This is a genomic window from uncultured Polaribacter sp. (assembly GCF_947501385.1).
In the GTDB taxonomy this organism is placed as follows: domain Bacteria; phylum Bacteroidota; class Bacteroidia; order Flavobacteriales; family Flavobacteriaceae; genus Polaribacter.
Genome location: NZ_CANMVP010000021.1, coordinates 57,171 through 80,568 on the forward strand (window position 1 = coordinate 57,171; position 23,398 = coordinate 80,568).

General features: G+C 33.1%; 22 protein-coding genes and 1 tRNA gene. 21 read left to right on the plus strand and 2 right to left on the minus strand.

Annotated elements, in window-relative coordinates:
• Nucleotide 1: 1 nt before the first annotated feature.
• The 14 genes from infA to Q0998_RS13980 all read left to right on the plus strand — a co-directional run bounded on the left by infA (nt 2) and on the right by Q0998_RS13980 (nt 11,711).
• Nucleotides 2-217, plus strand: coding sequence for a translation initiation factor IF-1 (gene infA / locus Q0998_RS13915; protein WP_004568721.1), 216 nt, complete (start codon nt 2-4; stop codon nt 215-217).
• Nucleotides 218-231: 14 nt separating this feature from the next.
• Nucleotides 232-348: a type B 50S ribosomal protein L36 gene (gene ykgO, locus Q0998_RS13920; protein WP_004568720.1), complete on the plus strand. Its 117-nt coding sequence runs from the start codon at nt 232-234 to the stop codon at nt 346-348.
• Nucleotides 348-713: a 30S ribosomal protein S13 gene (rpsM, locus tag Q0998_RS13925; protein WP_299670775.1), complete on the plus strand. Its 366-nt coding sequence runs from the start codon at nt 348-350 to the stop codon at nt 711-713. Before ykgO ends, rpsM begins: the two co-directional genes overlap by 1 nt.
• A gap of 78 nt (nt 714-791) precedes the next feature.
• Nucleotides 792-1,175: a 30S ribosomal protein S11 gene (rpsK, locus tag Q0998_RS13930; protein WP_299670777.1), complete on the plus strand. Its 384-nt coding sequence runs from the start codon at nt 792-794 to the stop codon at nt 1,173-1,175.
• A gap of 145 nt (nt 1,176-1,320) precedes the next feature.
• The gene (rpsD, locus tag Q0998_RS13935; protein ID WP_299670779.1) at nt 1,321-1,926 is read left to right on the plus strand and encodes a 30S ribosomal protein S4; all 606 of its coding nucleotides are present in this window, start codon (nt 1,321-1,323) and stop codon (nt 1,924-1,926) included.
• Nucleotides 1,927-2,020: 94 nt separating this feature from the next.
• Nucleotides 2,021-3,013: a DNA-directed RNA polymerase subunit alpha gene (locus tag Q0998_RS13940; RefSeq protein ID WP_299670781.1), complete on the plus strand. Its 993-nt coding sequence runs from the start codon at nt 2,021-2,023 to the stop codon at nt 3,011-3,013.
• A gap of 143 nt (nt 3,014-3,156) precedes the next feature.
• Nucleotides 3,157-3,630 (plus strand): 50S ribosomal protein L17, encoded by a 474-nt coding sequence (gene rplQ, locus Q0998_RS13945; RefSeq protein ID WP_299670783.1) that lies wholly within the window; start codon nt 3,157-3,159, stop codon nt 3,628-3,630.
• A 601-nt stretch (nt 3,631-4,231) separates the two neighbouring features.
• Complete coding sequence (locus Q0998_RS13950; RefSeq protein ID WP_299670785.1) at nt 4,232-4,921, plus strand: hypothetical protein; 690 nt, start codon at nt 4,232-4,234, stop codon at nt 4,919-4,921.
• A 68-nt stretch (nt 4,922-4,989) separates the two neighbouring features.
• Complete coding sequence (gene carA, locus Q0998_RS13955) at nt 4,990-6,108, plus strand: glutamine-hydrolyzing carbamoyl-phosphate synthase small subunit (protein WP_299670787.1); 1,119 nt, start codon at nt 4,990-4,992, stop codon at nt 6,106-6,108.
• 119 nt (nt 6,109-6,227) lie between these two features.
• Nucleotides 6,228-7,514: a phosphopyruvate hydratase gene (eno, locus tag Q0998_RS13960; protein WP_299670789.1), complete on the plus strand. Its 1,287-nt coding sequence runs from the start codon at nt 6,228-6,230 to the stop codon at nt 7,512-7,514.
• A 173-nt stretch (nt 7,515-7,687) separates the two neighbouring features.
• Nucleotides 7,688-8,974: a citrate synthase gene (locus tag Q0998_RS13965; protein WP_299670791.1), complete on the plus strand. Its 1,287-nt coding sequence runs from the start codon at nt 7,688-7,690 to the stop codon at nt 8,972-8,974.
• Nucleotides 8,975-9,041: 67 nt separating this feature from the next.
• Complete coding sequence (locus tag Q0998_RS13970) at nt 9,042-9,956, plus strand: dimethylarginine dimethylaminohydrolase family protein (RefSeq protein ID WP_299670792.1); 915 nt, start codon at nt 9,042-9,044, stop codon at nt 9,954-9,956.
• Nucleotides 9,957-10,100: 144 nt separating this feature from the next.
• Nucleotides 10,101-11,036, plus strand: a complete 936-nt coding sequence (gene ctlX / locus Q0998_RS13975; RefSeq protein ID WP_299670794.1) for a citrulline utilization hydrolase CtlX — start codon at nt 10,101-10,103, stop codon at nt 11,034-11,036.
• Nucleotides 11,037-11,711 (plus strand): PrsW family glutamic-type intramembrane protease, encoded by a 675-nt coding sequence (locus Q0998_RS13980; RefSeq protein WP_299670796.1) that lies wholly within the window; start codon nt 11,037-11,039, stop codon nt 11,709-11,711.
• On the opposite strand, the gene pafA is transcribed toward Q0998_RS13980, so the two are convergent.
• The gene (pafA, locus tag Q0998_RS13985; protein WP_299670798.1) at nt 11,712-13,355 is read right to left on the minus strand and encodes an alkaline phosphatase PafA; all 1,644 of its coding nucleotides are present in this window, start codon (nt 13,353-13,355) and stop codon (nt 11,712-11,714) included. It lies immediately after the preceding gene.
• A 111-nt stretch (nt 13,356-13,466) separates the two neighbouring features.
• Between pafA and Q0998_RS13990 the strand changes: the two genes are divergently transcribed.
• From Q0998_RS13990 to Q0998_RS14010, 5 genes are all read left to right on the plus strand, one after another.
• A complete protein-coding gene (locus Q0998_RS13990) occupies nt 13,467-14,207 on the plus strand; it encodes an ABC transporter permease (RefSeq protein WP_299670800.1) in 741 nt (246 codons plus the stop codon).
• 4 nt (nt 14,208-14,211) lie between these two features.
• Entirely contained in the window at nt 14,212-14,979 is a 768-nt protein-coding gene (locus Q0998_RS13995) for an ATP-binding cassette domain-containing protein (RefSeq protein ID WP_299670802.1), read from the plus strand.
• A gap of 60 nt (nt 14,980-15,039) precedes the next feature.
• A tRNA-Lys gene (locus tag Q0998_RS14000) sits at nt 15,040-15,112 on the plus strand.
• 144 nt (nt 15,113-15,256) lie between these two features.
• A complete protein-coding gene (locus Q0998_RS14005) occupies nt 15,257-15,754 on the plus strand; it encodes a CIA30 family protein (RefSeq protein WP_299670804.1) in 498 nt (165 codons plus the stop codon).
• A gap of 63 nt (nt 15,755-15,817) precedes the next feature.
• Entirely contained in the window at nt 15,818-17,290 is a 1,473-nt protein-coding gene (locus Q0998_RS14010) for a DUF389 domain-containing protein (RefSeq protein WP_299670806.1), read from the plus strand.
• A gap of 11 nt (nt 17,291-17,301) precedes the next feature.
• Here the strand turns inward: Q0998_RS14010 and Q0998_RS14015 are convergent, their stop codons facing one another.
• Nucleotides 17,302-17,883 (minus strand): RNA polymerase sigma factor, encoded by a 582-nt coding sequence (locus tag Q0998_RS14015; protein ID WP_299670807.1) that lies wholly within the window; start codon nt 17,881-17,883, stop codon nt 17,302-17,304.
• A gap of 543 nt (nt 17,884-18,426) precedes the next feature.
• On the opposite strand from Q0998_RS14015, the gene Q0998_RS14020 reads away from it, so the two are divergent.
• Complete coding sequence (locus Q0998_RS14020) at nt 18,427-19,629, plus strand: FecR domain-containing protein (protein ID WP_299670809.1); 1,203 nt, start codon at nt 18,427-18,429, stop codon at nt 19,627-19,629.
• Nucleotides 19,630-20,206: 577 nt separating this feature from the next.
• Nucleotides 20,207-23,392, plus strand: a complete 3,186-nt coding sequence (locus Q0998_RS14025; RefSeq protein ID WP_299670811.1) for a TonB-dependent receptor — start codon at nt 20,207-20,209, stop codon at nt 23,390-23,392.
• Nucleotides 23,393-23,398 lie beyond the last annotated feature (6 nt).

Here is a 23,398-nt window from a genome sequence, read left to right on the forward strand (position 1 = left end):
TATGGCTAAGCAATCAGCAATTCAACAAGACGGAACAATTACAGAAGCATTATCAAATGCCATGTTTCGTGTAGAATTAGAAAATGGGCATATTGTAACGGCTCACATTTCTGGTAAAATGCGTATGCATTATATTAAGTTATTACCTGGAGATAAGGTAAAACTAGAAATGAGTCCATACGATTTATCAAAAGCAAGAATTACTTACAGATACTAAAAAAAACAGAACAGATGAAAGTTAGAGCATCAGTTAAAAAAAGAAGTGCCGACTGCAAAATAGTGCGCAGGAAAGGTAGATTATACGTAATTAATAAACAAAATCCTAGATTTAAACAAAGACAAGGGTAATGGCAAGAATAGCAGGTATTGATATTCCAAAGAATAAAAGAGGAGTTATCGCTTTAACTTACATCTTTGGTATAGGAAGCAGCAGATCTAAAAAGGTGTTAGCTGAAGCAAAAGTAGACGAAAGCATCAAAGTTCAAGATTGGACTGATGATCAAATCGCTGCAATTAGAGAACAAGTAGGATCTTTCACAATTGAAGGAGAGTTACGTTCTGAAGTACAGATAAACATCAAACGTTTGATGGATATCGGTTGTCAAAGAGGAATTCGTCATAGACTTGGTCTTCCATTAAGAGGGCAAAGAACTAAGAACAACTCTCGTACAAGAAAAGGTAAGAGAAAAACTGTAGCTAACAAGAAAAAATAAGTTAGCGAAGTAATAAAGATCTAATAATAGCTTAAATGCTTTAAAATTAGAAAACTAAATTACTAAAACTGAATAATTATGGCAAAAGCAAGTTCGAAAAAACGTAAAGTAATTATTGATGCTGTAGGAGAAGCGCATGTAACTGCATCTTTTAACAATATCATTATTTCTTTAACAAATAAAAAAGGTGATGTAATTTCATGGTCATCTGCAGGTAAAATGGGTTTTAGAGGTTCTAAGAAGAACACTCCTTATGCAGCCCAATTAGCAGCAGAAGATTGTGCAAACGTTGCAAAGGAAGCAGGTTTACGTAAAGTGAAAGTGTATGTAAAAGGACCTGGTAATGGTAGAGAATCTGCTATTAGATCTATTCATAATGCAGGTATCGAAGTAACAGAAATTATTGATGTTACACCAATTCCTCATAATGGATGTCGCCCACCAAAAAGAAGAAGAGTATAATTTAAACTTTGTTTAAATTATATGCTGAACTTGTTTCAGTATCTTAAATGAGCATATCAAAATTAATCATATTTTAATTTGGTAGGAATCAGATTATCGAAGGAGTAAGCCTTAATTCATAATCCCTACCTATAACAAAAACGAAATGGCAAGATATACAGGACCAAAAACTAAAATTGCTCGTAAATTTGGCGAAGCAATTTTTGGAGAAGATAAAAACTTCGAAAAAAGAAATTACCCTCCAGGACAGCATGGAAATGCAAGAAGAAGAGGAAAAAAATCTGAATATGCTACTCAATTAATGGAGAAGCAAAAAGCAAAATATACCTATGGTATTTTAGAGCGTCAATTTAGTAATTTATTTAAGACAGCCTCAGCTTCTCAAGGAATTACAGGTGAAATCTTATTACAATTATGTGAATCTCGTTTAGACAACGTTGTTTACAGAATGGGCGTATCTAATTCACGTAGCGGAGCGCGTCAGTTAGTTTCTCACAGACACATTACTGTGAATGGAGAAATCGTTAACGTACCTTCTTACAGATTAAAAGAAGGTGATGTTGTTGCTGTAAGAGAAAAATCTAAATCATTACAAGCTATTGATGATGCTTTAGCATCTAACAGCAATGTATACGAATGGTTGACTTGGAATTCAGATAAAAAAGAAGGAACTTTTGTAAAAGTACCAGCAAGATTACAGATTCCAGAAAACATCAAAGAGCAATTAATTGTAGAATTATATTCTAAATAATAATTTAATCAAATTGGTATTTAGCCAAAGGGTTTATTTGTACATCTTCAGACGTATAGACCGCGCAACTAAATAACAATTAAAACGAAGAAATATGGCAATTTTAAATTTTCAGAAGCCTGATAAAGTAATAATGATTGAATCTACAGATTTTTCTGGTAGATTTGAATTCAGACCTTTAGAACCAGGTTTTGGTTTAACGGTAGGTAATGCTTTAAGAAGAGTATTGTTATCTTCTTTAGAAGGTTTTGCAATTACATCTTTAAGACTTGATGGTGTAGAACATGAGTTTTCTACTGTATCTGGTATCGTAGAAGATGTTACAGAAATGATTTTAAACTTAAAACAAGTTCGTTTTAAGAAACAAATAGAAGAAACAGATAGAGAAACTGTTTCTGTTTCTGTTTCAGGTCAAGAGCAGTTTACTGCGGGTGATTTGCAAAAATTTATTTCAGGTTTTCAAGTATTAAATCCAGATTTAGTTATCTGTAATATGGACAAATCTGTAAAATTAAATGCAGAAATTACTATAGAAAAAGGTAGAGGATTTGTACCTGCGGAAGAAAATAAGAAAGCTTCTGCACCTATAGGAACAATTTTTACCGATTCTATTTACACACCAATTAAGAATGTAAAGTATGCAATCGAAAATTTTCGTGTAGAGCAAAAAACAGATTATGAAAAATTAGTATTTGATATAGATACTGATGGTTCTATAAATCCTAAAGATGCATTAACTGAAGCTGCAAAAATATTAATCCACCACTTTATGTTATTCTCTGACGAGCGTATCACTTTAGAGGCAGATGAAATTGCACAAACAGAAACGTATGATGAAGAATCATTACACATGCGTCAATTATTAAAAACCAGACTAATCGACATGGATTTATCTGTAAGAGCTTTAAATTGTTTAAAGGCTGCAGAAGTAGATACCTTAGGAGATTTAGTTTCTTTTAATAAGAGCGATTTAATGAAATTTAGAAATTTCGGTAAAAAATCATTAACAGAACTAGAAGAACTAGTAATCGTGAAAGGATTAAACTTCGGAATGGATTTAAGTAAATACAAATTAGATAGAGACTAGTTCAATATACGAAGTACAAAGTTTGATAGTGGAAATTTCAAATACTTTTTAATATCAAACTTTTAATATTTAATATTAAAAACGCTTTCATATTTTGCTCCTCAAAATGAGTAGATGCAAGATGAAAGTATAAAACAAACGTCATGAGACACGGAAAAAAGCATAATCATTTAGGAAGACAAACAGCGCATAGAAAAGCAATGTTAGCGAATATGTCTTGTTCTTTAATAGAACACAAACGTATTAATACGACAGTGGCGAAAGCAAAAGCATTAAGATGTTTTATAGAGCCATTAATTACAAAGTCGAAAGCAGATACAACACACAACAGACGTATTGTATTTTCTTACCTACGTGATAAATATGCAGTTACAGAACTTTTTAAAGAAATCTCTGTAAAAATAGCAGACAGACCAGGTGGTTATATTAGAATCATCAAATTAGGAAACCGTCAAGGAGATAATGCTCCTATGGCTATGGTAGAATTGGTTGATTATAATGAAATCTACAATCCTAAAGGGAAAAAAGCTAAGAAAACGACAAGAAGAGGAAGAAGCAAAAAAGCGGGCACTGCTCAAGTAGAAGAGACTACAACAGAAGAAAAATCTGAAGAATAATAAGAAATGAAAATTTTTTAACTTATATAAAAGGGATAAATGTATACGTTTATCCCTTTTTATTTTTAATCGAAAAGAATTCCTCAAGGCTCTGCCTCCTTTTAAAACTCCAGAAAATACTCCCATAAAGATTCCTGAGACAAGCAAGAACGGTAATCTCAGTATACTCCAGAATGTTGTCGGTATGATTTTTGACTTTTTTTAGTTCAAAGCTTGTGCCCAGATTGACTAGATATGAAACTAGTAAAATACTTTTATAGCTCTGCCTCAAAGACAGTTGGTTTTAAAAAATCTTTACTCACAAGTTTAAAATTAACTATTATTTTGTATTTTAGAGAATAAATCCACAGATTATTAAAAATATTTTTTATAGTATTTATAATAATAACTTCAATTTGTTATTCTCAAATTAGAAATGAGAGCTTTGGTCAAGAGTAATTTTTTTTAAAATTCAGATATTCGGTCAAATGGTTTTGGGGTACTCGTAATAGGAGTAATGTATCCAATAATTGAAAAGTTGGAATAATTTAGTAACTATTCAGATTTAGTATAAATTTTTGAATTTTATAACAACTTAGATTAACACAAAATAAACCATATTATGAAAAAAACAATTTTAATATTAGTTAGTTTACTTTCTTTAACATTAAATGCACAAACTAGTGAGGATGACATCGATACAAGAGCTAATACTGCTGGAGATTTAAATGTAGGTTCCTCAGGTTTATGGGTGAAGTCTCCAATTTCAAAAAAAATTAAAGGAACTCCTTATTTATTCAAAAAGTGGGTAAATTTAGCTACAATATCCTCTAATGATGGTAAAACACATAAAGTGAAAAATATAAATTATGATACAAAAATAGATAGATTTGTATCAAAATTTTCTTTAGATTCAGTATTTGTTTTCGATTTTAACTCCTTAAATAAAATAAGACTAAATAATAAAGTGTTTAAGCTTGTCTCCAATAATAATGTACAATCCTATTATGAATTGATAGCCTTTACAAAGGGTAAAGAAATTCTAAAAAAAAGTAGTAAATTAATAAAAAAGGGAGCTAGAGATGCATTCACCAATCAATTCAAACCTGATCAATATATTTTAAAAGAAACTTATTATCTAAAATCAGAAAATATTATTAAAAAAATAAAACTAAAAAACACAACTTTTTTAAAAATATTTGGTAATAAGAGTCCAATTATTAAAAAATATATCAAAAAAAATAAACTTTCAATTAAAAATGATGAAGACTTAGCTAAAATTTTTCAATTCTACGAAAACATCAAACAATAAAAAAGGGATAAGCGTTTACGTTTATCCCTTTTTTTATATTTTTACAGGAACAAACACAATTTATATCAATGAAATATCAAACTAGAAAAAAGGCATTAGTTTTATTAGCTGACGGAACTATCTTTTATGGGAAATCTGTAGGTATTGAAGGAACTTCAACAGGAGAAATTTGTTTTAATACCGGTATGTCTGGATATCAAGAGATCTTTACAGATCCTTCTTATTTCGGACAAATTATGGTAACCACAAACGCACATATTGGGAATTATGGTGTGAATGACAACGAAGTAGAATCAGATGGAATAAAAATTTCTGGTTTAATTTGTAGAAATTTTAGTTTTACACATTCTAGAGTAGACTCTGATGGGAATTTAAAAGGTTGGTTTGAAAAGCACAATACGGTTGCTATTTCAGATGTAGATACCAGAGCTTTGGTTTCTTACATTAGAGATAACGGAGCCATGAATGCAATTATTTCTACGGATATCGATAATATTGAAGCTTTAAAAAAGCAATTAGCCAAGGTGCCATCTATGAATGGTTTAGAATTGGCATCTAAAGTATCTACAACAGCACCTTATTTTGTTGGAAATGAAAATGCTAGAATTAAAATAGCTGCTTTAGACATCGGAATCAAGAAGAACATTCTTAGAAACTTTGTAAAAAGAGACGCTTATGTAAAAGTATTTCCTTTCGATTCCACGTTTGAAGATTTAGCTGCTTTTAATCCAGATGGCTATTTTATTTCTAATGGACCAGGAGACCCAAAACCCTTAACTGCGGCAATAGCGCTTGCAAAAGAAATTATTAAAAAAGATTTGCCACTATTTGGCATTTGTTTAGGACATCAAATAATTGCATTAGCAAATGGAATTTCTACATACAAAATGCACCACGGACATAGAGGGATCAATCACCCAGTTAAAAATATGTTAACAGGTAAAGGAGAAATTACTTCTCAAAATCATGGTTTTGCAATCAATAAAGAAGAAACTGAGAATCATAAAGATATAGAAATTACCCATGTTCATTTAAATGACCATACCGTTGCGGGAATAAGAATGAAAAATAAACCTGTTTTTTCTGTTCAATACCATCCAGAGGCGAGTCCAGGACCTCATGATTCTGAATATTTATTTGATCAATTTATAGAAACCATCGAAAAACATCAGAAGGTTTCTGTCTAAAAAACAAAAACTTGTTTGAAAACGTTTTCGTAACAATTCTTTTTAAGTCAGATGAATCAAGTGCTTATTTTGTAAATTAGCCATCATAAATAGAGTAAATTAACTAAATCAAATAGATAATGAGTATTATTATTAGTGTTCATGCACGTCAAATTTTCGATTCAAGAGGAAATCCAACAGTAGAAGTAGATGTAACAACAGATAATGGAGTTTTAGGAAGAGCTGCTGTTCCTTCAGGAGCTTCTACAGGAGAGCATGAAGCTGTTGAGTTACGTGATGGGGGTAAAGATTACATGGGTAAAGGCGTTTTAAAAGCCGTAAAAAATGTAAATCAAATTATTGCTGAAGAATTGCTAGGCGTCTCTGTTTTTGAACAAAACGGAATTGATAAACTAATGAGAGATTTAGATGGTACTCCAAATAAATCAAAATTAGGTGCCAACGCAATTTTAGGGGTTTCTTTGGCAGTGGCCAAAGCAGCAGCAAATGAATTGGGGATGCCTTTGTATAGATATATTGGTGGTGTTTCAGCAAATACATTGCCAGTTCCAATGATGAATATTATTAATGGTGGTTCTCATTCAGATGCACCTATTGCATTTCAAGAATTCATGGTAATGCCAGTAAAAGCAAAAACTTTTTCTAAAGCAATGCAAATGGGCTCTGAAATTTTTCATAATTTAAAGAAAGTGTTACACGACAGGAATTTATCTACAGCAGTTGGAGATGAAGGCGGTTTTGCACCTACTTTAGACGGTACAGAAGATGCATTAGATACCATCGCATTAGCAGTTAATAATGCAGGATATTCTTTGGGTGATGAAGTAATGATTGCCTTAGATTGTGCTGCTGCGGAATTTTATGTTGATGGCGCTTACGATTATACGAAGTTCGAAGGAAGTAAAGGAAAAGTTAGAACGAGTAAAGAACAAGCAGATTATTTAGCAGAGTTAGCAGCAAATTATCCAATTATTTCTATTGAAGACGGAATGGATGAAAACGATTGGGACGGTTGGAAATATTTAACTGAAAAAATTGGAGACAAAGTACAATTAGTTGGTGACGATTTGTTTGTTACAAATGTTGAGCGTTTGTCTAAAGGAATTAAAAATGGTATCGCAAATTCAATTTTAATTAAGGTAAATCAAATAGGTACTTTAACGGAAACTATTGCTGCCGTTAATATGGCAAAAAATGCGGGGTATACTTCAGTAATGAGTCACAGGTCTGGCGAAACAGAAGACAATACGATTGCAGATTTAGCAGTGGCCTTAAATTGTGGTCAAATTAAAACAGGTTCAGCTTCTCGTTCAGATAGAATGGCCAAGTACAACCAATTATTAAGAATTGAAGAAGCATTAGGAGAAGTGGCTTATTTCCCTAGAGGAAAAGCCTTTAACATATAATCGTATAATTATTTTTAATGAAGCCTCACATCAAAATGTGAGGCTTTTTTTGTGAAATTATCAAATAGGTTAATATTATTTAAAAATATCAAAAATCTATAGGAACACATTTCAAAATTCTTCAAAATTTGGTATCTTCGTGGCTATTAGAAAAACAAAAAAAATCATTACAAATGTCAGATATAGCTAAATTACAAATAGGAGAAGATTCTTATGAATTTCCTCTTGTAAAAGGAACAGAAAATGAAGTTGCAATAGATATTAAATCTTTGAGAGGGGCTACAAATGGTGTTATCACAATAGATCCTGGATATAAAAATACAGGTTCTTGTGAAAGTGCTATTACATTTTTAGATGGTGAAAAAGGAATTTTAAGATATCGAGGATATGCGATAGAAGAATTGGCTGAAAAAGCAGATTTTTTAGAAGTTGCTTATGCGCTAATTTTTGGTGATTTACCAACTACAGAACAATTAGAGAAATTTCACACAGATATCAAATCAAAATCTGTTGTAGATGATGATATTAAGAAAATATTAGATGCTTTTCCAAAGACTGCGCATCCAATGGGCATCTTATCTTCTTTAACAAGTGCTTTAACTGCATTTAATCCAACATCTGTAAATGTAGATTCTGAGGAAGAAATGTACAATGCTATAGTGAAAATTATGGCAAAATTTCCTGTTTTAGTGGCTTGGACAATGCGCAAGCAAAAAGGACTGCCCTTAAACTATGGTTCTAAATCTTTAGGTTATGTAGAAAACATTATGAAAATGATGTTTGAAGAGCCAAATGAAGATTATGTGATGAATCCTATTATAAAAGATGCTTTAGATAAGCTGTTCATTTTACATGCAGATCACGAACAAAACTGTTCTACATCTACAGTAAGAATTGTAGGTTCTTCTCATGCAGGTTTATTTGCCTCTTTATCTGCAGGAATTTCTGCGCTTTGGGGGCCACTTCACGGGGGTGCAAACCAAGCTGTTTTAGAAATGTTAGAAGCGATTAAAGAAGATGGTGGAGATACTAAAAAATACATGGCAAAAGCAAAAGACAAATCAGATCCTTTTAGATTGATGGGTTTTGGTCATAGAGTGTATAAAAACTTCGATCCAAGAGCAAAGATTATTAAAAAAGCGGCTGATGAAGTTTTAGCAAGTTTAGGTGTAGAAGATCCTATTTTAGAAATTGCCAAAGGTTTAGAAAAAGAAGCTTTAAGCGATCCTTATTTTGTAGATAGAAAATTATATCCGAATGTAGATTTTTACTCTGGTATTATCTACAGAGCCATGGATATTCCTGTAGAGATGTTTACAGTAATGTTTGCGATGGGACGTTTACCAGGTTGGATTGCACAATGGAAAGAAATGAGATTAAACAAAGAACCAATAGGTAGACCACGTCAAATTTATACAGGAGAAAATGTTAGAGATTTCAAATCTATAGACAACAGATAAACTTCTTTATTTTAAATCATAAAAAAAAGCTTCATACCTTATGAAGCTTTTTTTAATACCTTTATGTATGCTAAAATTAAATATCCAAAATGAGACTGCTACTTTAAAAGCAGTTGTTTTAGGAATTGCTACCAGCAATGGCCCTACACCAAAAGTCGAAGACTGTTATGATCCTAAAAGTATTCAACATGTGTTGTCAGGAACTTACCCAAAAGAAAGTGATATGGTTCTTGAGATGGAAGCTGTTGCAAAGGTTTTGGAGAAATACAATGTGGAAGTTTTTAGACCAAAAATCATAGAAAATTACAATCAAATATTTTCAAGAGATATTGCATTTGTCATTGATGATAAATTAGTAAAAGCAAATATTTTACCGGATAGAGACCAAGAAATAAAAGCGATATCTCATGTAATCTCTAAAATTCACCCAGATACTATTATAAATTTACCAGAAGCATGTCATGTAGAAGGTGGTGATGTAATGCCTTGGAACGATTATATTTTTGTAGGGACTTATTCTGGTGAAGATTATCCAGATTTTATTACAGCAAGAACAAATATAGACGCAGTAATTGCGCTTCAAGAGTTGTTTCCAAATAAAATTGTAAAATCTTTTGAATTAAGAAAATCTAATACAAATGCTAAAGAAAATGCCCTGCATTTAGATTGCTGTTTTCAACCCATTGGAAAAGACAAAGCAATACTGCATAAAAACGGATTTCTAATTGAAAAAGAATATGAATGGTTGCTGAATTTCTTTGGCAAAGAAAATGTGTTTGAAATTGATAAAGAAGAAATGTACCATATGAATAGTAATATTTTTTCTATTTCTGAAGAAGTAATCATATCGGAAAAAAACTTTACAAGATTAAATGCTTGGCTGAGAGCTAAAGGCTTTACTGTGGAAGAAGTTCCGTATGCGGAAATTGCAAAACAAGAAGGTTTGCTGCGCTGCTCTACGATGCCATTAATCAGAGCATAAAGAAAGCCTCACAATTTACATCTGAGTCTTTTGATTTTCGTATTATTGATTCTAAAAACACCTTCATTAAAATGATTTAATATTCTAAAGTTTTGGGTATTATGATCATTTTAATTTATAATTTTGCCAACCGATTAGATATACATGAAACAAACTACCAATTCAATTTTAATGATTCGTCCTATTCATTTTAGGATGAATGAACAAACTGCTGTAAATAATTACTTTCAAGAGGAGTTATCTCTAAAAAATACTGAGATCAATAAGAAAGCACAAGAAGAGTTTGATGCCTATGTTTTTAAATTGAAAAGTTTTGGTGTAGAAGTTATTGTGATTTCTGATACCGAAAAATTTGATACACCAGACTCCATTTTTCCAAATAACTGGATTTCTTTTCACGCAGATGGTTCTGTAGGTTTATACCCAATGTTTGCAGAAAACAGACGCTTAGAAAGAAGAGAAGATATTTTAACAACGCTAGAAGAAAATGGTTTTGTGATAGAGAATGTAATTGATTATACTTCTGCAGAAGAGGAAGATTTATATTTGGAAGGTACTGGAAGCATTATCTTAGATCGTGTAAATAGAAAAGCATACTGCGCGCTGTCTGCAAGAGCTAGTGAAGAATTGTTTATTGAGTTTTGTGAAGATTTTGAGTATACCCCAGTTGTTTTTGTGGCAAATCAAACGGTTGAAGACAAAAGAGCACCTATATATCATACCAATGTCATGATGTGTATTGCTGAAACATTTGCAGTGATTTGTTTAGAGACGATAGACGATACATCTGAAAGAAAAAATGTATTAAAACATTTAAAAGAAGACGGAAAACAAGTAATTGAAATTTCTGAAGCGCAAATGCATCATTTTGCAGGAAATATGCTGCAAGTAAAAGGAAAAGATAATGAATTGTTTTTAGTGATGAGTCAAGCAGCTTACGATGCTTTATCACAAAGTCAAATTTCAAAAATTAAAAATCACTGTAAAATTATCTCAAGCTCTTTAGAAACAATAGAAACTTGTGGTGGTGGAAGTGCACGTTGTATGATGGCAGAAATTTTTCTTCCCAAAGCGCATTAGATGAGTCTACTTTTTTTAGCAATTGCACCTGTTTTAGTAATCATCATTTATATTTATTTTAAAGATACATATGAAAAGGAACCTATTGGGCTTTTAACAAAAAGTTTCTTATTAGGTGCAACGGTAAGTATTATCATCACATTTGTAGTTGGCTATTTGGCTGCAATTATTTTACCACTAACAGATGCTAAAAATATATTTCAGCAATTTTTAAAAGCATTTTTTGTGGTGGCACTTGTAGAAGAGTTTTCCAAATACTTAATTGTAAGGTATTACGCTCAAAGGAAGCGCGATTTTAATGAATCATTTGACGGAATTGTTTATGCTGTAATGGTTTCTATGGGTTTTGCCGCTTTAGAAAACATTCTGTATACTTTTCAATATGGCGCGGGTACTGGTTTGCTTAGAGCTTTTACGGCAGTTCCTGCACACGCAACTTTTGGAATTTTGATGGGCTATTTTATGGGGAAAGCAAAATTCTCTAACCATAGAGTAAAACTAAATATCGCAGGACTTCTCTTCGCTACACTATTTCACGGTTTCTATGATTTCTTCTTGTTTATTAATTTTATACCCGGAATTTCAATCGGAGCTTTTATTTCTTTAATTATAGGAATTGTGCTTTCTAGAAAAGCAATCAAAAGACATCAAAATAGCTCTAATTTTAGAGTTTAATTATTTTTTTAAAACCTCTTCAATAATTGTACCCGAAGTACTGTTAGGAGCTTCAATTTTTAATAGGTTCGCAATAGTTGGAGCAATGTCTATAATATCATATTTTTGGGTTGAAGACCCTTTTTGTATTCCATTTCCATAGAAGATAATTGGAACATGCGTGTCATAGGAATAGCCAGAACCATGACTGGAACCTTTTCTACCGTAAATTAGAGTTGCTGGATAAGGAATCATTAAAACGTCTCCAGAGAATTTTTGGTTGTAACCATTTTGAAGAGCATTCATAATGCCTTCTGTAAAATTGGTGGTTTGTAAAGTTCTTGCGGTAACTGCTTTATAGATCTTGTCAAAATTTACAACTTCATCAGCTAATCTTTGAGCAACTACATTTCTGTCTAACCCTAGAGATTCAATCTTATCTTTATTTAAAAATATCTGATAATTCGAAACATTTTCAATCAATTCTTTAGAGTTAAAATACTTTTGGGTAACCTCTAACATAAAATCTCTAAACGCTTTTTTCGTATTCATATAATGCGCAGGAATTTTTAAAGATTGTAAATAAGAGGGCACATGAACAGCTGCATGATCTGCTGTTAGAAAGAGTGTGTATTTTCCTTTACCAACTTCAGCATCTAAAAAATTAAAAAAATCTGCTAAATCTCTATCTAAGCGCAAATAAGTGTCTTCTGTTTCTACAGCAGCAACACCATATCTATGACCTACATAATCTGTAGATGAAAAACTTACCGTTAAAAAATCTGTGTACTTACTTTTTCCTAATTGTTCTCCTTTAATTACAGCTTTCGCAAAATCTACGGTATACGTATTTCCTGCGGGTACTGTTTTTATCAAGCTGAAATTTTCGTTTTTCTCTCTTAGCTTTTTTAAATCTTTAGGAAACGTAGGTGTTTCTTGTCCGTTTAAATTATTTTCGAAAATATTGTTATCTGCAATACTATTTTTATAGGTTTTTATATCGTATAATGTATTCCAAGTAGTATTTAAATATTCATCTGCTTTGTTGTTATTATTGAATTTTTTTAACCAATCTGGTAATTCATTCATATAAAAAGAACTTGTAATCCATTGGTTTTTATCGCCCCCATCATACCAATAGGCTGCAGTTGCCGTATGTCCTACGGGTAGAATGGCAGCTCTGTCTTTTATAGAAATTCCAATGGTTTTTCCATGCATGTTTTGCGCTAAATGCAGTTGGTCTGCAATGGTAGTTGTAAATAATCTATGGGGAGATTTTTTTCCAACAGTGCCATCATTACCAATAGTCCTGTAATTGTTATCATCAACACAATAAATGCTTTTTTTTAAAAACTTGTCATACCAATTATTAGATATAATACCATGATTGTTTGGTGTTGTTCCTGTAAAAATAGAAGAATGCCCAACAGCGGTATAGGTAGGAATGTAATTAAAATGCGCGTTTTCTAACGAAAATCCATCCTTAAGAATTCTATGAAAGCCATCTTCTCCGTATCTATCTGCATACCTCGTTAAATAATCATAACGCATTTGATCGATAACAATACCAACGACTAATTTTGGTTTTTCTAATTTTTTTTCAGTTGTATGACAACTTGAAAAAAGAAGAATCAATCCTAAAAAGTATAAAAAAGCTCTTTTCATTTCGGGAAGAAAATTTAATATTTCATCAAAAGTAATTATTTTTTATTTTGAAGTGTATTAATTAACACTCAATTAAGCATTATTTAATACTTTAGCTTAAAATTTGTATGAATGACATATATAGAACATGTAGGTAAATACTTTATGATGCTAGGTCGCGTTTTTAGAAAGCCACAAAAACCACGCATTTTTTACCAAGCTTTAATGAAAGAAGTTGATGACCTAGGACTTAAGTCTCTAGGAATCATAATGTTTATATCCTTTTTTATTGGAGGGGTAATTGCACTTCAAACGGCATTAAATTTAGACAGTCCGTTTATACCAGACTCTTTAATTGGTTTTGCAGCAAAAAGATCTATTATATTAGAGTTTGCACCCACTTTTTGTTCAATTATTTTAGCAGGAAAAGTAGGTTCTTATATTACTTCTAGTATCGGTACGATGAGAGTTACCGAACAAATAGACGCACTAGACGTTATGGGGATCAACTCCATTAACTTTTTAGTACTACCCAAAGTAATCGCTGCTTTATTCTTTTATCCTTTTTTAATTGCTTTGGCAATGGCTTTAGGAATTTTTGGAGGTTGGGTTGCAGGGGTGCTTTCTGGTTTATTTGCAGGAACAGATTACATTACTGGACTTCAAACTGATTTTAAACCTTTTTTAATTGTGTATGCTTTGATAAAAACATTGGTATTTTCTTTTCTAATTGCTACCGTACCCTCTTATCATGGGTATTATGTAAAAGGAGGATCTATTGCGGTGGGAAGAGCAAGTACGCAATCTGTAGTTTGGACCACTATTTTAATTGTAGTCGCCAATTATATTTTAACACAATTGTTATTAACTTAAGACTATGATAGAAGTTAAAAATTTACATAAAGGTTTTGGAGGTGTAGAAGTTCTAAAAGGAATATCAGCAACCTTTTTACCAGGAAAAACAAACCTTATTATTGGGCAAAGTGGTTCTGGAAAAACAGTATTCTTAAAATCTTTAATTGGTTTACATATTCCAGAACAAGGCACTATTTCTTTTGATGGAAAAGTAAATACAAATTTTACAGAAGAAGAAAGACAACAATGGAGGCAAGAAATAGGCATGGTTTTTCAAGGAAGTGCATTGTTTGATTCTCAAACGGTTGAAGACAATGTGATGTTTCCACTTAAAATGTTCACGAAAAAAACAAAATCAGAAATGTTAGATCGTGTAAACTTTGTTTTAAATCGTGTAAACTTAGAAAATTCAAATAAAAAATTACCAGCAGAATTGTCTGGAGGAATGCAAAAGAGAGTTGCCATTGCCAGAGCAATTGTGATGAATCCTAAATATTTATTTTGTGATGAACCCAATTCTGGTTTAGATCCTCAAACAGCCATTGTAATTGATAATTTAGTTCAAGAAATTACAGAAGAATATAAGATTACTACGGTCATAAATACCCACGATATGAATTCTGTTATAGAGATAGGAGAAAAAATAGTTTTTTTAAGAAAAGGTATTAAAGAGTGGGAAGGGTCTAGTGAAAACATATTTTCAACTGATAATGAAGCGGTTGTAGATTTTGTGTATTCTTCTAATTTATTGAAAAAAGTAAGAGAAGTTTATTTAAATGAAACAAAATAGAAAAATGTTTTTTTATTGTAAAATAAAGCATACATTTGCACCCGTTAAAAACAAAAGAATGACCTGGTAGCTCAGTTGGTAGAGCATCTCCCTTTTAAGGAGAGGGTCCTGGGTTCGAGCCCCAGCCCGGTCACTAAAAACTCCGCACATTGTGTGGAGTTTTTTTTTATTTTAACACTATGCCAACAGTCTTAAAGGATTTTTATCAATATTTTTGTTTCATTATTTCTTTATAATTATGAACAACCTTTTTTTAATTCTTTTAACAATCGTATGTATGAGTGCTACTACTAAAACAATTTTTGATTTTAATTCAGACTCCAATATTTCTAATTGGAGAATTGTTGATGATGTGGTGATGGGAGGAAGGTCTCGTGGGAACTTTAAAATGAATGAAGAAAGTTTCGGAGTATTTTATGGAAATGTTTCTTTAGAAAACAACGGCGGATTCTCCTCCTTACGCTATCGTTTTTCTCCAATAAACGTAAAAGATTTTAAAGAGGTAGTTTTAAGAGTGAAAGGTGATGGTAAAAAATATCAATTCAGACTAAAAGATGATGTGTATAATTCCCATTCTTTTATTGCTACTTTTGAAACAAACGGAGAGTGGCAAACCATAAAAATTACCCTCTCAGACATGTATCCTGCATTTAGAGGAAGAAAATTAGATATGAATCATTTTTCTTCAGAAAATATAGAAGAACTCGCTTTTTTAATAGGAAATAAAAAAGAACAAAGCTTTCAACTAGAGATTGATAAAATCTACTTACAGTAATTTTTTACACCCATTTTTCAGAGAACTTTTTTTGTATCTTTCCGGCATTCTAAATGATAGCATATGGAAGAAGATATAGAAAAGAATATAAAACCACATCCGGAGGAAGATGTTAAGCAAAGTGCTCAGAATGAGGCCAAAGGTTTATTAGAAAGCATTCGAAAGTTTTTAATTGAACTCTTTGACTTTAGAGACGATACAGATCATGAAGCTACGTTAGAAGCAATTAAGGCAGATATACCTTTTAAAGGTGCCACTGCTTGGGTGCTTATTTTTGCCGTATTTGTGGCCTCTATAGGATTGAATGCCAATTCTACTGCAGTTGTTATTGGAGCCATGCTAATATCTCCTTTAATGGGACCAATTTTAGGTATCGGTATGTCTTTTGCATTAAATGACATTAATACCTTTAAAAAATCGCTGATCAACTTAGGCATCATGATTGGGCTAAGTTTATTTGCTTCCTTTCTCTTCTTTTATTTCTTTCCGTTAAGTGAAGACAATTCAGAATTGTTAGGAAGAGTAAGTCCAGATATTCGAGATGTTTTAATCGCCTTTTTTGGAGGTTTGGCTTTAATGGTTGCAAGAACTAAAAAAGGAACCATTGCCTCTGTAATTTTTGGTGTGGCTATTGCTACTGCGTTAATGCCACCTTTATGTACAGCCGGTTATGGTTTGGCAAAAGGTAATTTTTCTTACTTTTTTGGTGCGATGTATTTGTTTACAATCAATACCATTTTTATTGCTTTGGCAACATTTTTAGTATTGAAATTATTGCGTTTTCCAATGCATAAATATGCAAATGCTGCGAAGAGAAAAAGGTACTCTACCATTGCAACGGTAGTTGGTATTGCCGTGATGATCCCTGCTATTTTTACCTTTATTAATGTATTTCAGGACAACCAAGTAAATACTCAAATAAATGCTTTTATTAAAAACGAAATAAAAGCAAATAAGTCTCTACAGTTAATTGACTGGGATAAAGACATTGATAAAAAAGAAATTTATTTAAACTTTTTTAACGAAATTACGGATGCTACTGAGAATGACTTAACAAACGAATTGTCAAACATCGTTTTTTATCCAAATATTGGAGATTTTCAACTAAAAATTAAAGGAAGCGATACAAAGAGTTTCGAACTGATTACAACTGCTTATAAAGAGAAACGAGAAGAGCTCCAGGAAAGTAAAAATATCATTGCGGGTTTACAGAAGCAAATAACAGCATTACAAGAAACGATCTCTACTTTAAACACTAGGATTGAGCAAGATGCATTGAATAAAAATCAGAAAGTGGTTGCTTTTAGTAGAATTGCAAAAGACGCAAAAATTAGATATGTAGATATTAAAGAAATTAGTTTTGCAAATGTGTTGTCCTCTAAAGATTTTATAAAAATAGATACCATACCCATTGCGACTATAAAATGGAATCGAAAATTATCTGATAGTATTATTGCACCAAAAGAAAGAGAATTAAGACGTTGGTTGCAAAAAGAAATGGCACTAGATACACTTTTTATTAAAAGAGATAGATAAAAAAGACCGTTTTAAAAGAGTGTCTTTAGTCTTACAATATTTCTTAAAAAGAACAAAATCAATGTATCGCTGTCAAATCCTTTGCGTATTTTTTTAAAGGCTGTTCTCATATGCGATTCTACTGTTTTTTTTGAGATATTTAGTGTTTTCGCAATTTCATCATACTTTAAACCGCCTAATTTGTTGAGCTCTAATACTTTTTTACAAACAGGTGGTAAGGTTTCAATAAGCTGTTTTAATTTTTTAATTCTAGAATTTATCAACTCTTTATCTTCAGGAATGGCATCTCGTAAGGTCTTTTCTTTAATTTCCCCCAGTAAATGCGTTCTGTGTTTTGTTTTTCGGTATTGATCAATATACGTAGTATAAGAAACCCAGTATAAATAGCCTTTTACCGTTTTACTAATATTCAAATCGTGCCGGTTCATCCACAAGGTCATAAACACCTGCTGTACAATATCTTCTGAGCTATAAATATCATGAGAAAGCGATCTGATATACCCCACAAGAGGTTTGTAATACTTCTTAAAAAGTACATCAAAAGCAGCACGGTCATCTTTTTTAATGCTAAGAATTAATTCTTGGTCTTTCATAAATCAACGGATATATGGGTATTATTTTGTTGGGAAATATACATAAAAAATAGATAGTAGTTTTTATTTGAAGTGGTAGTAGGGCAGAATCAGTACTGAATTCTTTTTTAACAAAGTATGATTCTGCTCTGCATTGGTAGGTCATCGAAAGAATTGTCCTAAAAGGAATGGTATTGTACATTCAATTCCTCAAAAAATTTGAAGCGGAATATGATGAGCGATTTCTTTTTGATTTTCTGGATGATGTATAACCCTGCCTTTGCTGGCAGGCAGGTCCTACAGAGTATTGTGTTTGGGGTGTTCTTGTTTCTATATTGCCTGATGCCCTAGGGGAAAATGTTTTATTTTTTCAATATTAAATTAGTTGCTACACTACCTTGATACGGGCAAATGAATGTTTTTTTAAATGTATGGGTAGGTCTTAGGAAGCCAACAGAAACCAACATTAGGAATCGATACCTAAATTTTTTAACTTTCCACTAAGGGTTTTTGCAAACTGAAATCGATATACTAATAGAGACTCCCAAACAATACGATTATTGAATGAAAAATACCATACTAAAATATTTAACAGAGAACAGCATTACAGCTACAGAGCTAGAGCAGTTGATTCATTGGCTTAAAAAACCTGAAAACCTAAAAGAATTTCAGGCGTATATTAAAGAGAACTACCATTTGAATATGGTATATGATGTGATTGATGATGAAGCCGCCCTTCAAAAAGTAAAAAGAGCTATTAAAAATCAAGAAAAACCAGTACGTAGCTTCTATCTGCGTTATGCAGCGGCAGCAGCCGTATTTATTGGTGTGTTGGCTACAGGCTATTTCTTTAGAGGCAACATATTCAATACCACTATAGAAACCACCCCTATCATTGTCAACAACCAAATAGAAACGGGTACCGACAAAGCAAAACTAACCCTAGCCTCTGGAGAAGAAATTACCTTAATTAAAGGCGCCTCCTTCCAAAGTGCCAATGCCACCAGCAACGGAGAAGAAATCGTCTACCAAGAAACCAGAAACCAGAAACCAGAAACTAGAAACCAAATAACCTACAACACCCTAACCATCCCCAGAGGCGGCCAATTTACCATGACCCTAGCCGACGGCACCCAGGTATGGCTCAACTCAGAAACCCAAATTAAATACCCAGTAGCCTTTACCAAAGGAGAAACAAGACAGGTAGAACTTATCTATGGTGAAGCCTATTTTGACGTTTCCCCAAGTACAGCACATAAAGGAGCGTCCTTTAAAGTAGTGTCTCCGTCATTAACGTCATTGCGAGGTACGAAGCAATCTGTCAATAACAACCAAATCATAGAAGTATTGGGTACTGAGTTTAACCTTAAAGCCTATAAAGACGAAACCACACTCTATACCACGCTGGTAGAAGGCAAAGTACGGGTGCACTACGGAGACCAAAGTAATACGCTGCTACCTGGGCAACAGGCAGTATTACATAGTACGCAGCAACAAATGGAGATAAAACAAGTAAACCCCCACCGAGAAACCGCCTGGAGGCATGGCGAGTTTATGCTAGCCCATAAAACCCTAAAAGAAATCATGCAGGTGCTGTCACGTTGGTATGATATGGAGGTTCGCTTTACCAGGCCAGAACTGGGCGAGGTACGTTTTGTAGGGGTATTGGGCAAAGACCAAACCATTGTAGAAATACTAAATACCATTAAAAGCTTTGGGGTAATTAACGATTATAAAATTAATAACAAAACAGTAACGCTTATGTAGTGTTGAAAGTTAAAAGTTAAAAGTTAAAAAGTGCAAAGTATGAATATAAATACAAAACATAAAATCAAAACCAAAATGTCACCCTGAGCCTGTCGAAGGGCTGTTCAATAAAAAGTACAAAACATGAATATAAATACAAAACATAAAATCACTAACAGCTTAACGCAAATAGCCTAAAGCCCAAAAACCAAAACCTATGACCTAAAAACAACACCAAGAAAATCTCATCGAAAAGGGTGAGATCCCGACAGACATCAGGATTAGCCTGCCTGCGGCAGGTTAGACTAGCAATTTTAAGTACACACGCAAAACGTGTTTCTTAAAAATTGCGTCTCACTAAAAAGGAGGAAACAGTTCATACCTGCAAAGTTCAAACTGTAAATCCCCCTCAAACGTATTCATTTAATTAAAAAATAAAAACTAACTAAATACACACAAATTTATGGAAATTAAATTAAACCTAGTCGTGTTTCGCTATAGAAAACGACTCTTGATGCTACTTATGAAAACATTCTTGTTCTTACTCTGCACCACCGTATTCAGTTTTAATGTAGAAAACAGTTTGGCGCAAAAAAAGGTGACTATAAAGACCGACCAGCTACTGACGGTAGATGAGGTGTTTGATCTAATTATAGACCAAACCGCCTTCCGTTTTATGTATCCAGAAGACCTGTTTAAAGAGCTACCCAAAGTAACGGTAAAAAAAGGCACCTTTAGGCTGGGCAAACTCTTACAACAAATTTTACCCAAAGGGCAATTTAGCATTGTATTAAGTACCAACAACCGGATTGTAATTAACAAAAAAACAAAGGCCCAACAACGGCAGGTCTCGGGTAAAGTAACCGATGCCACAGGGCAACCCATCCCAGGGGTAACGGTAATGCTTAAGGGTACCTCTAGGGGTACGGCCACTGATTTTGATGGCAACTACCAAATTAGCGTACCAGACCCCGCCAGTGTCTTGGTCTTTTCCTATCTAGGCTATGCCACACAAGAAATCTTGGTAGGTACTCAAAGGATTATGAATATAAGCCTTAAAGAAAGTGTGAATGCCCTAGATGAAGTGACGATTAATGCAGGGTACTACAAAACCTCTCAACGTCAAGCAACAGGGAATATAGCCAAAGTGACCGCTGTAGAAATAGAGCAACAACCAGTATCCAATCCTTTGCAAACTTTACAAGGAAGAATGTCAGGAGTATATATACAACAACAAAGTGGTGTACCAGGAGGTGCTTTTAGCATTTTAATTAGAGGACAAAATAGTTTACGAGATGGTAGAGGAGGTACTATAAATGGAAACCTTCCTTTGTATTTAATAGATGGTGTTCCGTTTCCTTCTGCCTCGATATCAGGTACGGGAGGTACAAATCTGGGTAATGCAGTTACTCAAGGAGGAAATCCGTTAAGCACGATTAATCCAAATGATATTGAAAGTATTGAGGTCTTAAAAGATGCTGATGCTACATCCATTTATGGATCTCGTGGTGCTAACGGCGTGGTATTGATCACTACCAAAAGAGGAAAAACAGGTAAGACCAAAATAGATGTTAATTACTCATATGGTCTTGGTCAGGTAACTAATAAAATGAATCTATTAAATACAGAAGAATATCTGGAAATGCGTAATGAAGCATTTGCTAACGATAATTTCAATCCACCTTCTTTTTTTGAACGATTTTTCCCAGATGTCTTTTTTTGGGATCAAGATCGTTTTACCGATTGGCAAGAAGTTTTATTAGGTGATACTGCCGAACAGACCAATGCACAAATTAATATTTCTGGAGGTAACGACCAGACCCAATTTGTATTCGGAGGCAGTTATTTTAGGGAAACTACGGTATTTCCTGGAAACAATGATTTTCAGCGTATTTCGGGACGGTTCAATTTAAATCACCAATCCAAAAATGGAAAACTAAATGCCAACCTCTCAGTAAACTATTCAAATAGTAGTAGTAATTTAATATCAGACTTTACAGCACTTGCGTTTAGATTGGCTCCCAACTCACCATCACTGTATGACGAAGAAGGCAATTTAAACTGGGAGGATGGGACCTGGTTCAACCCTTTAGCACAGCTTGAAAATAAATATCAAAACTTGACAGATAATTTGGTATCCAATGCCGTTTTAGGTTATTTTATAACACCTGAAATTCAGTTTAAGACATCAATCGGGTTTACTCTTCAAAAAACAGATGAAAACAGTATTTTGCCATTAAGTGCGAGGAATCCTGAAACCATTACTAGTACTAGTACAGGTAGTGCGAATTTTTCGACATCCAACTTAAGAAGCTGGATTGTTGAACCTCAATTGGAATATAAAAAAGCTTTTGAAAATGGGAAATTAAATACCTTGATTGGTACGACTTTTCAAAATTCAGTTCAGGAAGTAGATGGAATAGCCGGATCTGGGTATACCAGTGATGCACTGCTCAGAAATCGGAATGCCGCTGTTATATTAAGTTCTTTAGGTTCTAATTATTCACAGTATCGATACAGTGCCCTTTTTGGAAGAATCAATTATAATTATGACCGACGCTATATTATAAATCTAACAGGTAGACGGGATGGCTCCAGTCGATTTGGTCCAGGTAAACAATTTGCTAATTTCGGCAGTATTGGTGCTGCGTGGTTATTTTCTAATGAGGCCTTTATAAAAAATACTTGGGATTTTCTAAGTTATGGAAAATTAAGAGGAAGTTATGGAACAACGGGGAACGATAATATTGGAAATTACGGATATTTAAATACCTATATATCAACAAATAATCCCTATAATGGGGTTTCAGGGTTGTCTCTAACCCGTTTAAGCAATCCTGATTTTTCTTGGGAAACCGTGCGAAAATTGGAAGTAGGCTTGGAGTTGGGTTTTGCAAAAGATAAAATTTTATTAAATACTAGTTGGTATAGGAATCGTACTTTGGATCAACTCCTGGCGTTGCCTTTACCAGTTATTACAGGTCAATCTTCTATCCAGTTCAATTTACCTGCCGAGATTGAAAACCGAGGTTGGGAATTTGAATTAAATACAGTCAATGTAAACAAAGCTGATTTTAAATGGAATACGAGTATTAATTTAAGTATACCCCGTTCAAAATTGGTAAAATATGATGAATTAGAAAATTCTCCATTTGCTGATAGGTATGAAGTAGGGAGTTCATTATTTATAAGAAAAGGACCTGTATATACAGGTGTGGATCCAGATACGGGAATTTATACTTTTGAAGATGTCAACGAGGATGGCACTATTGATAATAATGATTATCAGATAATAGGAGAAGTCGCTCAAGATTTTTTTTGGGGGGTTCAAAATAATTTGACCTATAATGGGTTGGAATTAAGCTTTTTATTTCAATTTGTAAAACAAACGGGAAATAGTTATATAACTTCTTTTGGGGATCCAGGAAGTTTCTCTAATCAGCCAGAAGTCGTGTTGAGTCGTTGGCAAAATCCTGACGACATTACAAATATCCAAAGATATTATATCACTTCTAGTGTTGCGCAAAGAGCAGCCCTGAATAACAGAATCTCCAATGCCAGTATTGTAGACGCCTCTTTTATACGCTTAAGCAATTTGTCGTTAGCTTATAAATTTCCAAATAGGATAACCAACAGATTAAAATTACAGCAATTAAAGGTTTATCTACAAGGACAGAACCTCTTTACCATTACAAATTACAATGGTCTAAACCCTGAAAGCCAAAGTACTATTGCCTTACCACCATTACAGATGATTACTACAGGGATTCAATTCACCTTCTAAAAAAAT

Bases quoted from the DNA above. Each gene is read 5' to 3' on its own strand.
- infA (WP_004568721.1), top strand. From the start codon at position 2: ATGGCTAAGCAATCAGCAATTCAACAAGACGGAACAATTACAGAAGCA.
- ykgO (WP_004568720.1), top strand. From the start codon at position 232: ATGAAAGTTAGAGCATCAGTTAAAAAAAGAAGTGCCGACTGCAAAATA.
- rpsM (WP_299670775.1), top strand. From the start codon at position 348: ATGGCAAGAATAGCAGGTATTGATATTCCAAAGAATAAAAGAGGAGTT.
- rpsK (WP_299670777.1), top strand. From the start codon at position 792: ATGGCAAAAGCAAGTTCGAAAAAACGTAAAGTAATTATTGATGCTGTA.
- rpsD (WP_299670779.1), top strand. From the start codon at position 1,321: ATGGCAAGATATACAGGACCAAAAACTAAAATTGCTCGTAAATTTGGC.
- Q0998_RS13940 (WP_299670781.1), top strand. From the start codon at position 2,021: ATGGCAATTTTAAATTTTCAGAAGCCTGATAAAGTAATAATGATTGAA.
- rplQ (WP_299670783.1), top strand. From the start codon at position 3,157: ATGAGACACGGAAAAAAGCATAATCATTTAGGAAGACAAACAGCGCAT.
- Q0998_RS13950 (WP_299670785.1), top strand. From the start codon at position 4,232: ATGAAAAAAACAATTTTAATATTAGTTAGTTTACTTTCTTTAACATTA.
- carA (WP_299670787.1), top strand. From the start codon at position 4,990: ATGAAATATCAAACTAGAAAAAAGGCATTAGTTTTATTAGCTGACGGA.
- eno (WP_299670789.1), top strand. From the start codon at position 6,228: ATGAGTATTATTATTAGTGTTCATGCACGTCAAATTTTCGATTCAAGA.
- Q0998_RS13965 (WP_299670791.1), top strand. From the start codon at position 7,688: ATGTCAGATATAGCTAAATTACAAATAGGAGAAGATTCTTATGAATTT.
- Q0998_RS13970 (WP_299670792.1), top strand. From the start codon at position 9,042: ATGCTAAAATTAAATATCCAAAATGAGACTGCTACTTTAAAAGCAGTT.
- ctlX (WP_299670794.1), top strand. From the start codon at position 10,101: ATGAAACAAACTACCAATTCAATTTTAATGATTCGTCCTATTCATTTT.
- Q0998_RS13980 (WP_299670796.1), top strand. From the start codon at position 11,037: ATGAGTCTACTTTTTTTAGCAATTGCACCTGTTTTAGTAATCATCATT.
- pafA (WP_299670798.1), bottom strand. From the start codon at position 13,355: ATGAAAAGAGCTTTTTTATACTTTTTAGGATTGATTCTTCTTTTTTCA.
- Q0998_RS13990 (WP_299670800.1), top strand. From the start codon at position 13,467: ATGACATATATAGAACATGTAGGTAAATACTTTATGATGCTAGGTCGC.
- Q0998_RS13995 (WP_299670802.1), top strand. From the start codon at position 14,212: ATGATAGAAGTTAAAAATTTACATAAAGGTTTTGGAGGTGTAGAAGTT.
- Q0998_RS14005 (WP_299670804.1), top strand. From the start codon at position 15,257: ATGAGTGCTACTACTAAAACAATTTTTGATTTTAATTCAGACTCCAAT.
- Q0998_RS14010 (WP_299670806.1), top strand. From the start codon at position 15,818: ATGGAAGAAGATATAGAAAAGAATATAAAACCACATCCGGAGGAAGAT.
- Q0998_RS14015 (WP_299670807.1), bottom strand. From the start codon at position 17,883: ATGAAAGACCAAGAATTAATTCTTAGCATTAAAAAAGATGACCGTGCT.
- Q0998_RS14020 (WP_299670809.1), top strand. From the start codon at position 18,427: ATGAAAAATACCATACTAAAATATTTAACAGAGAACAGCATTACAGCT.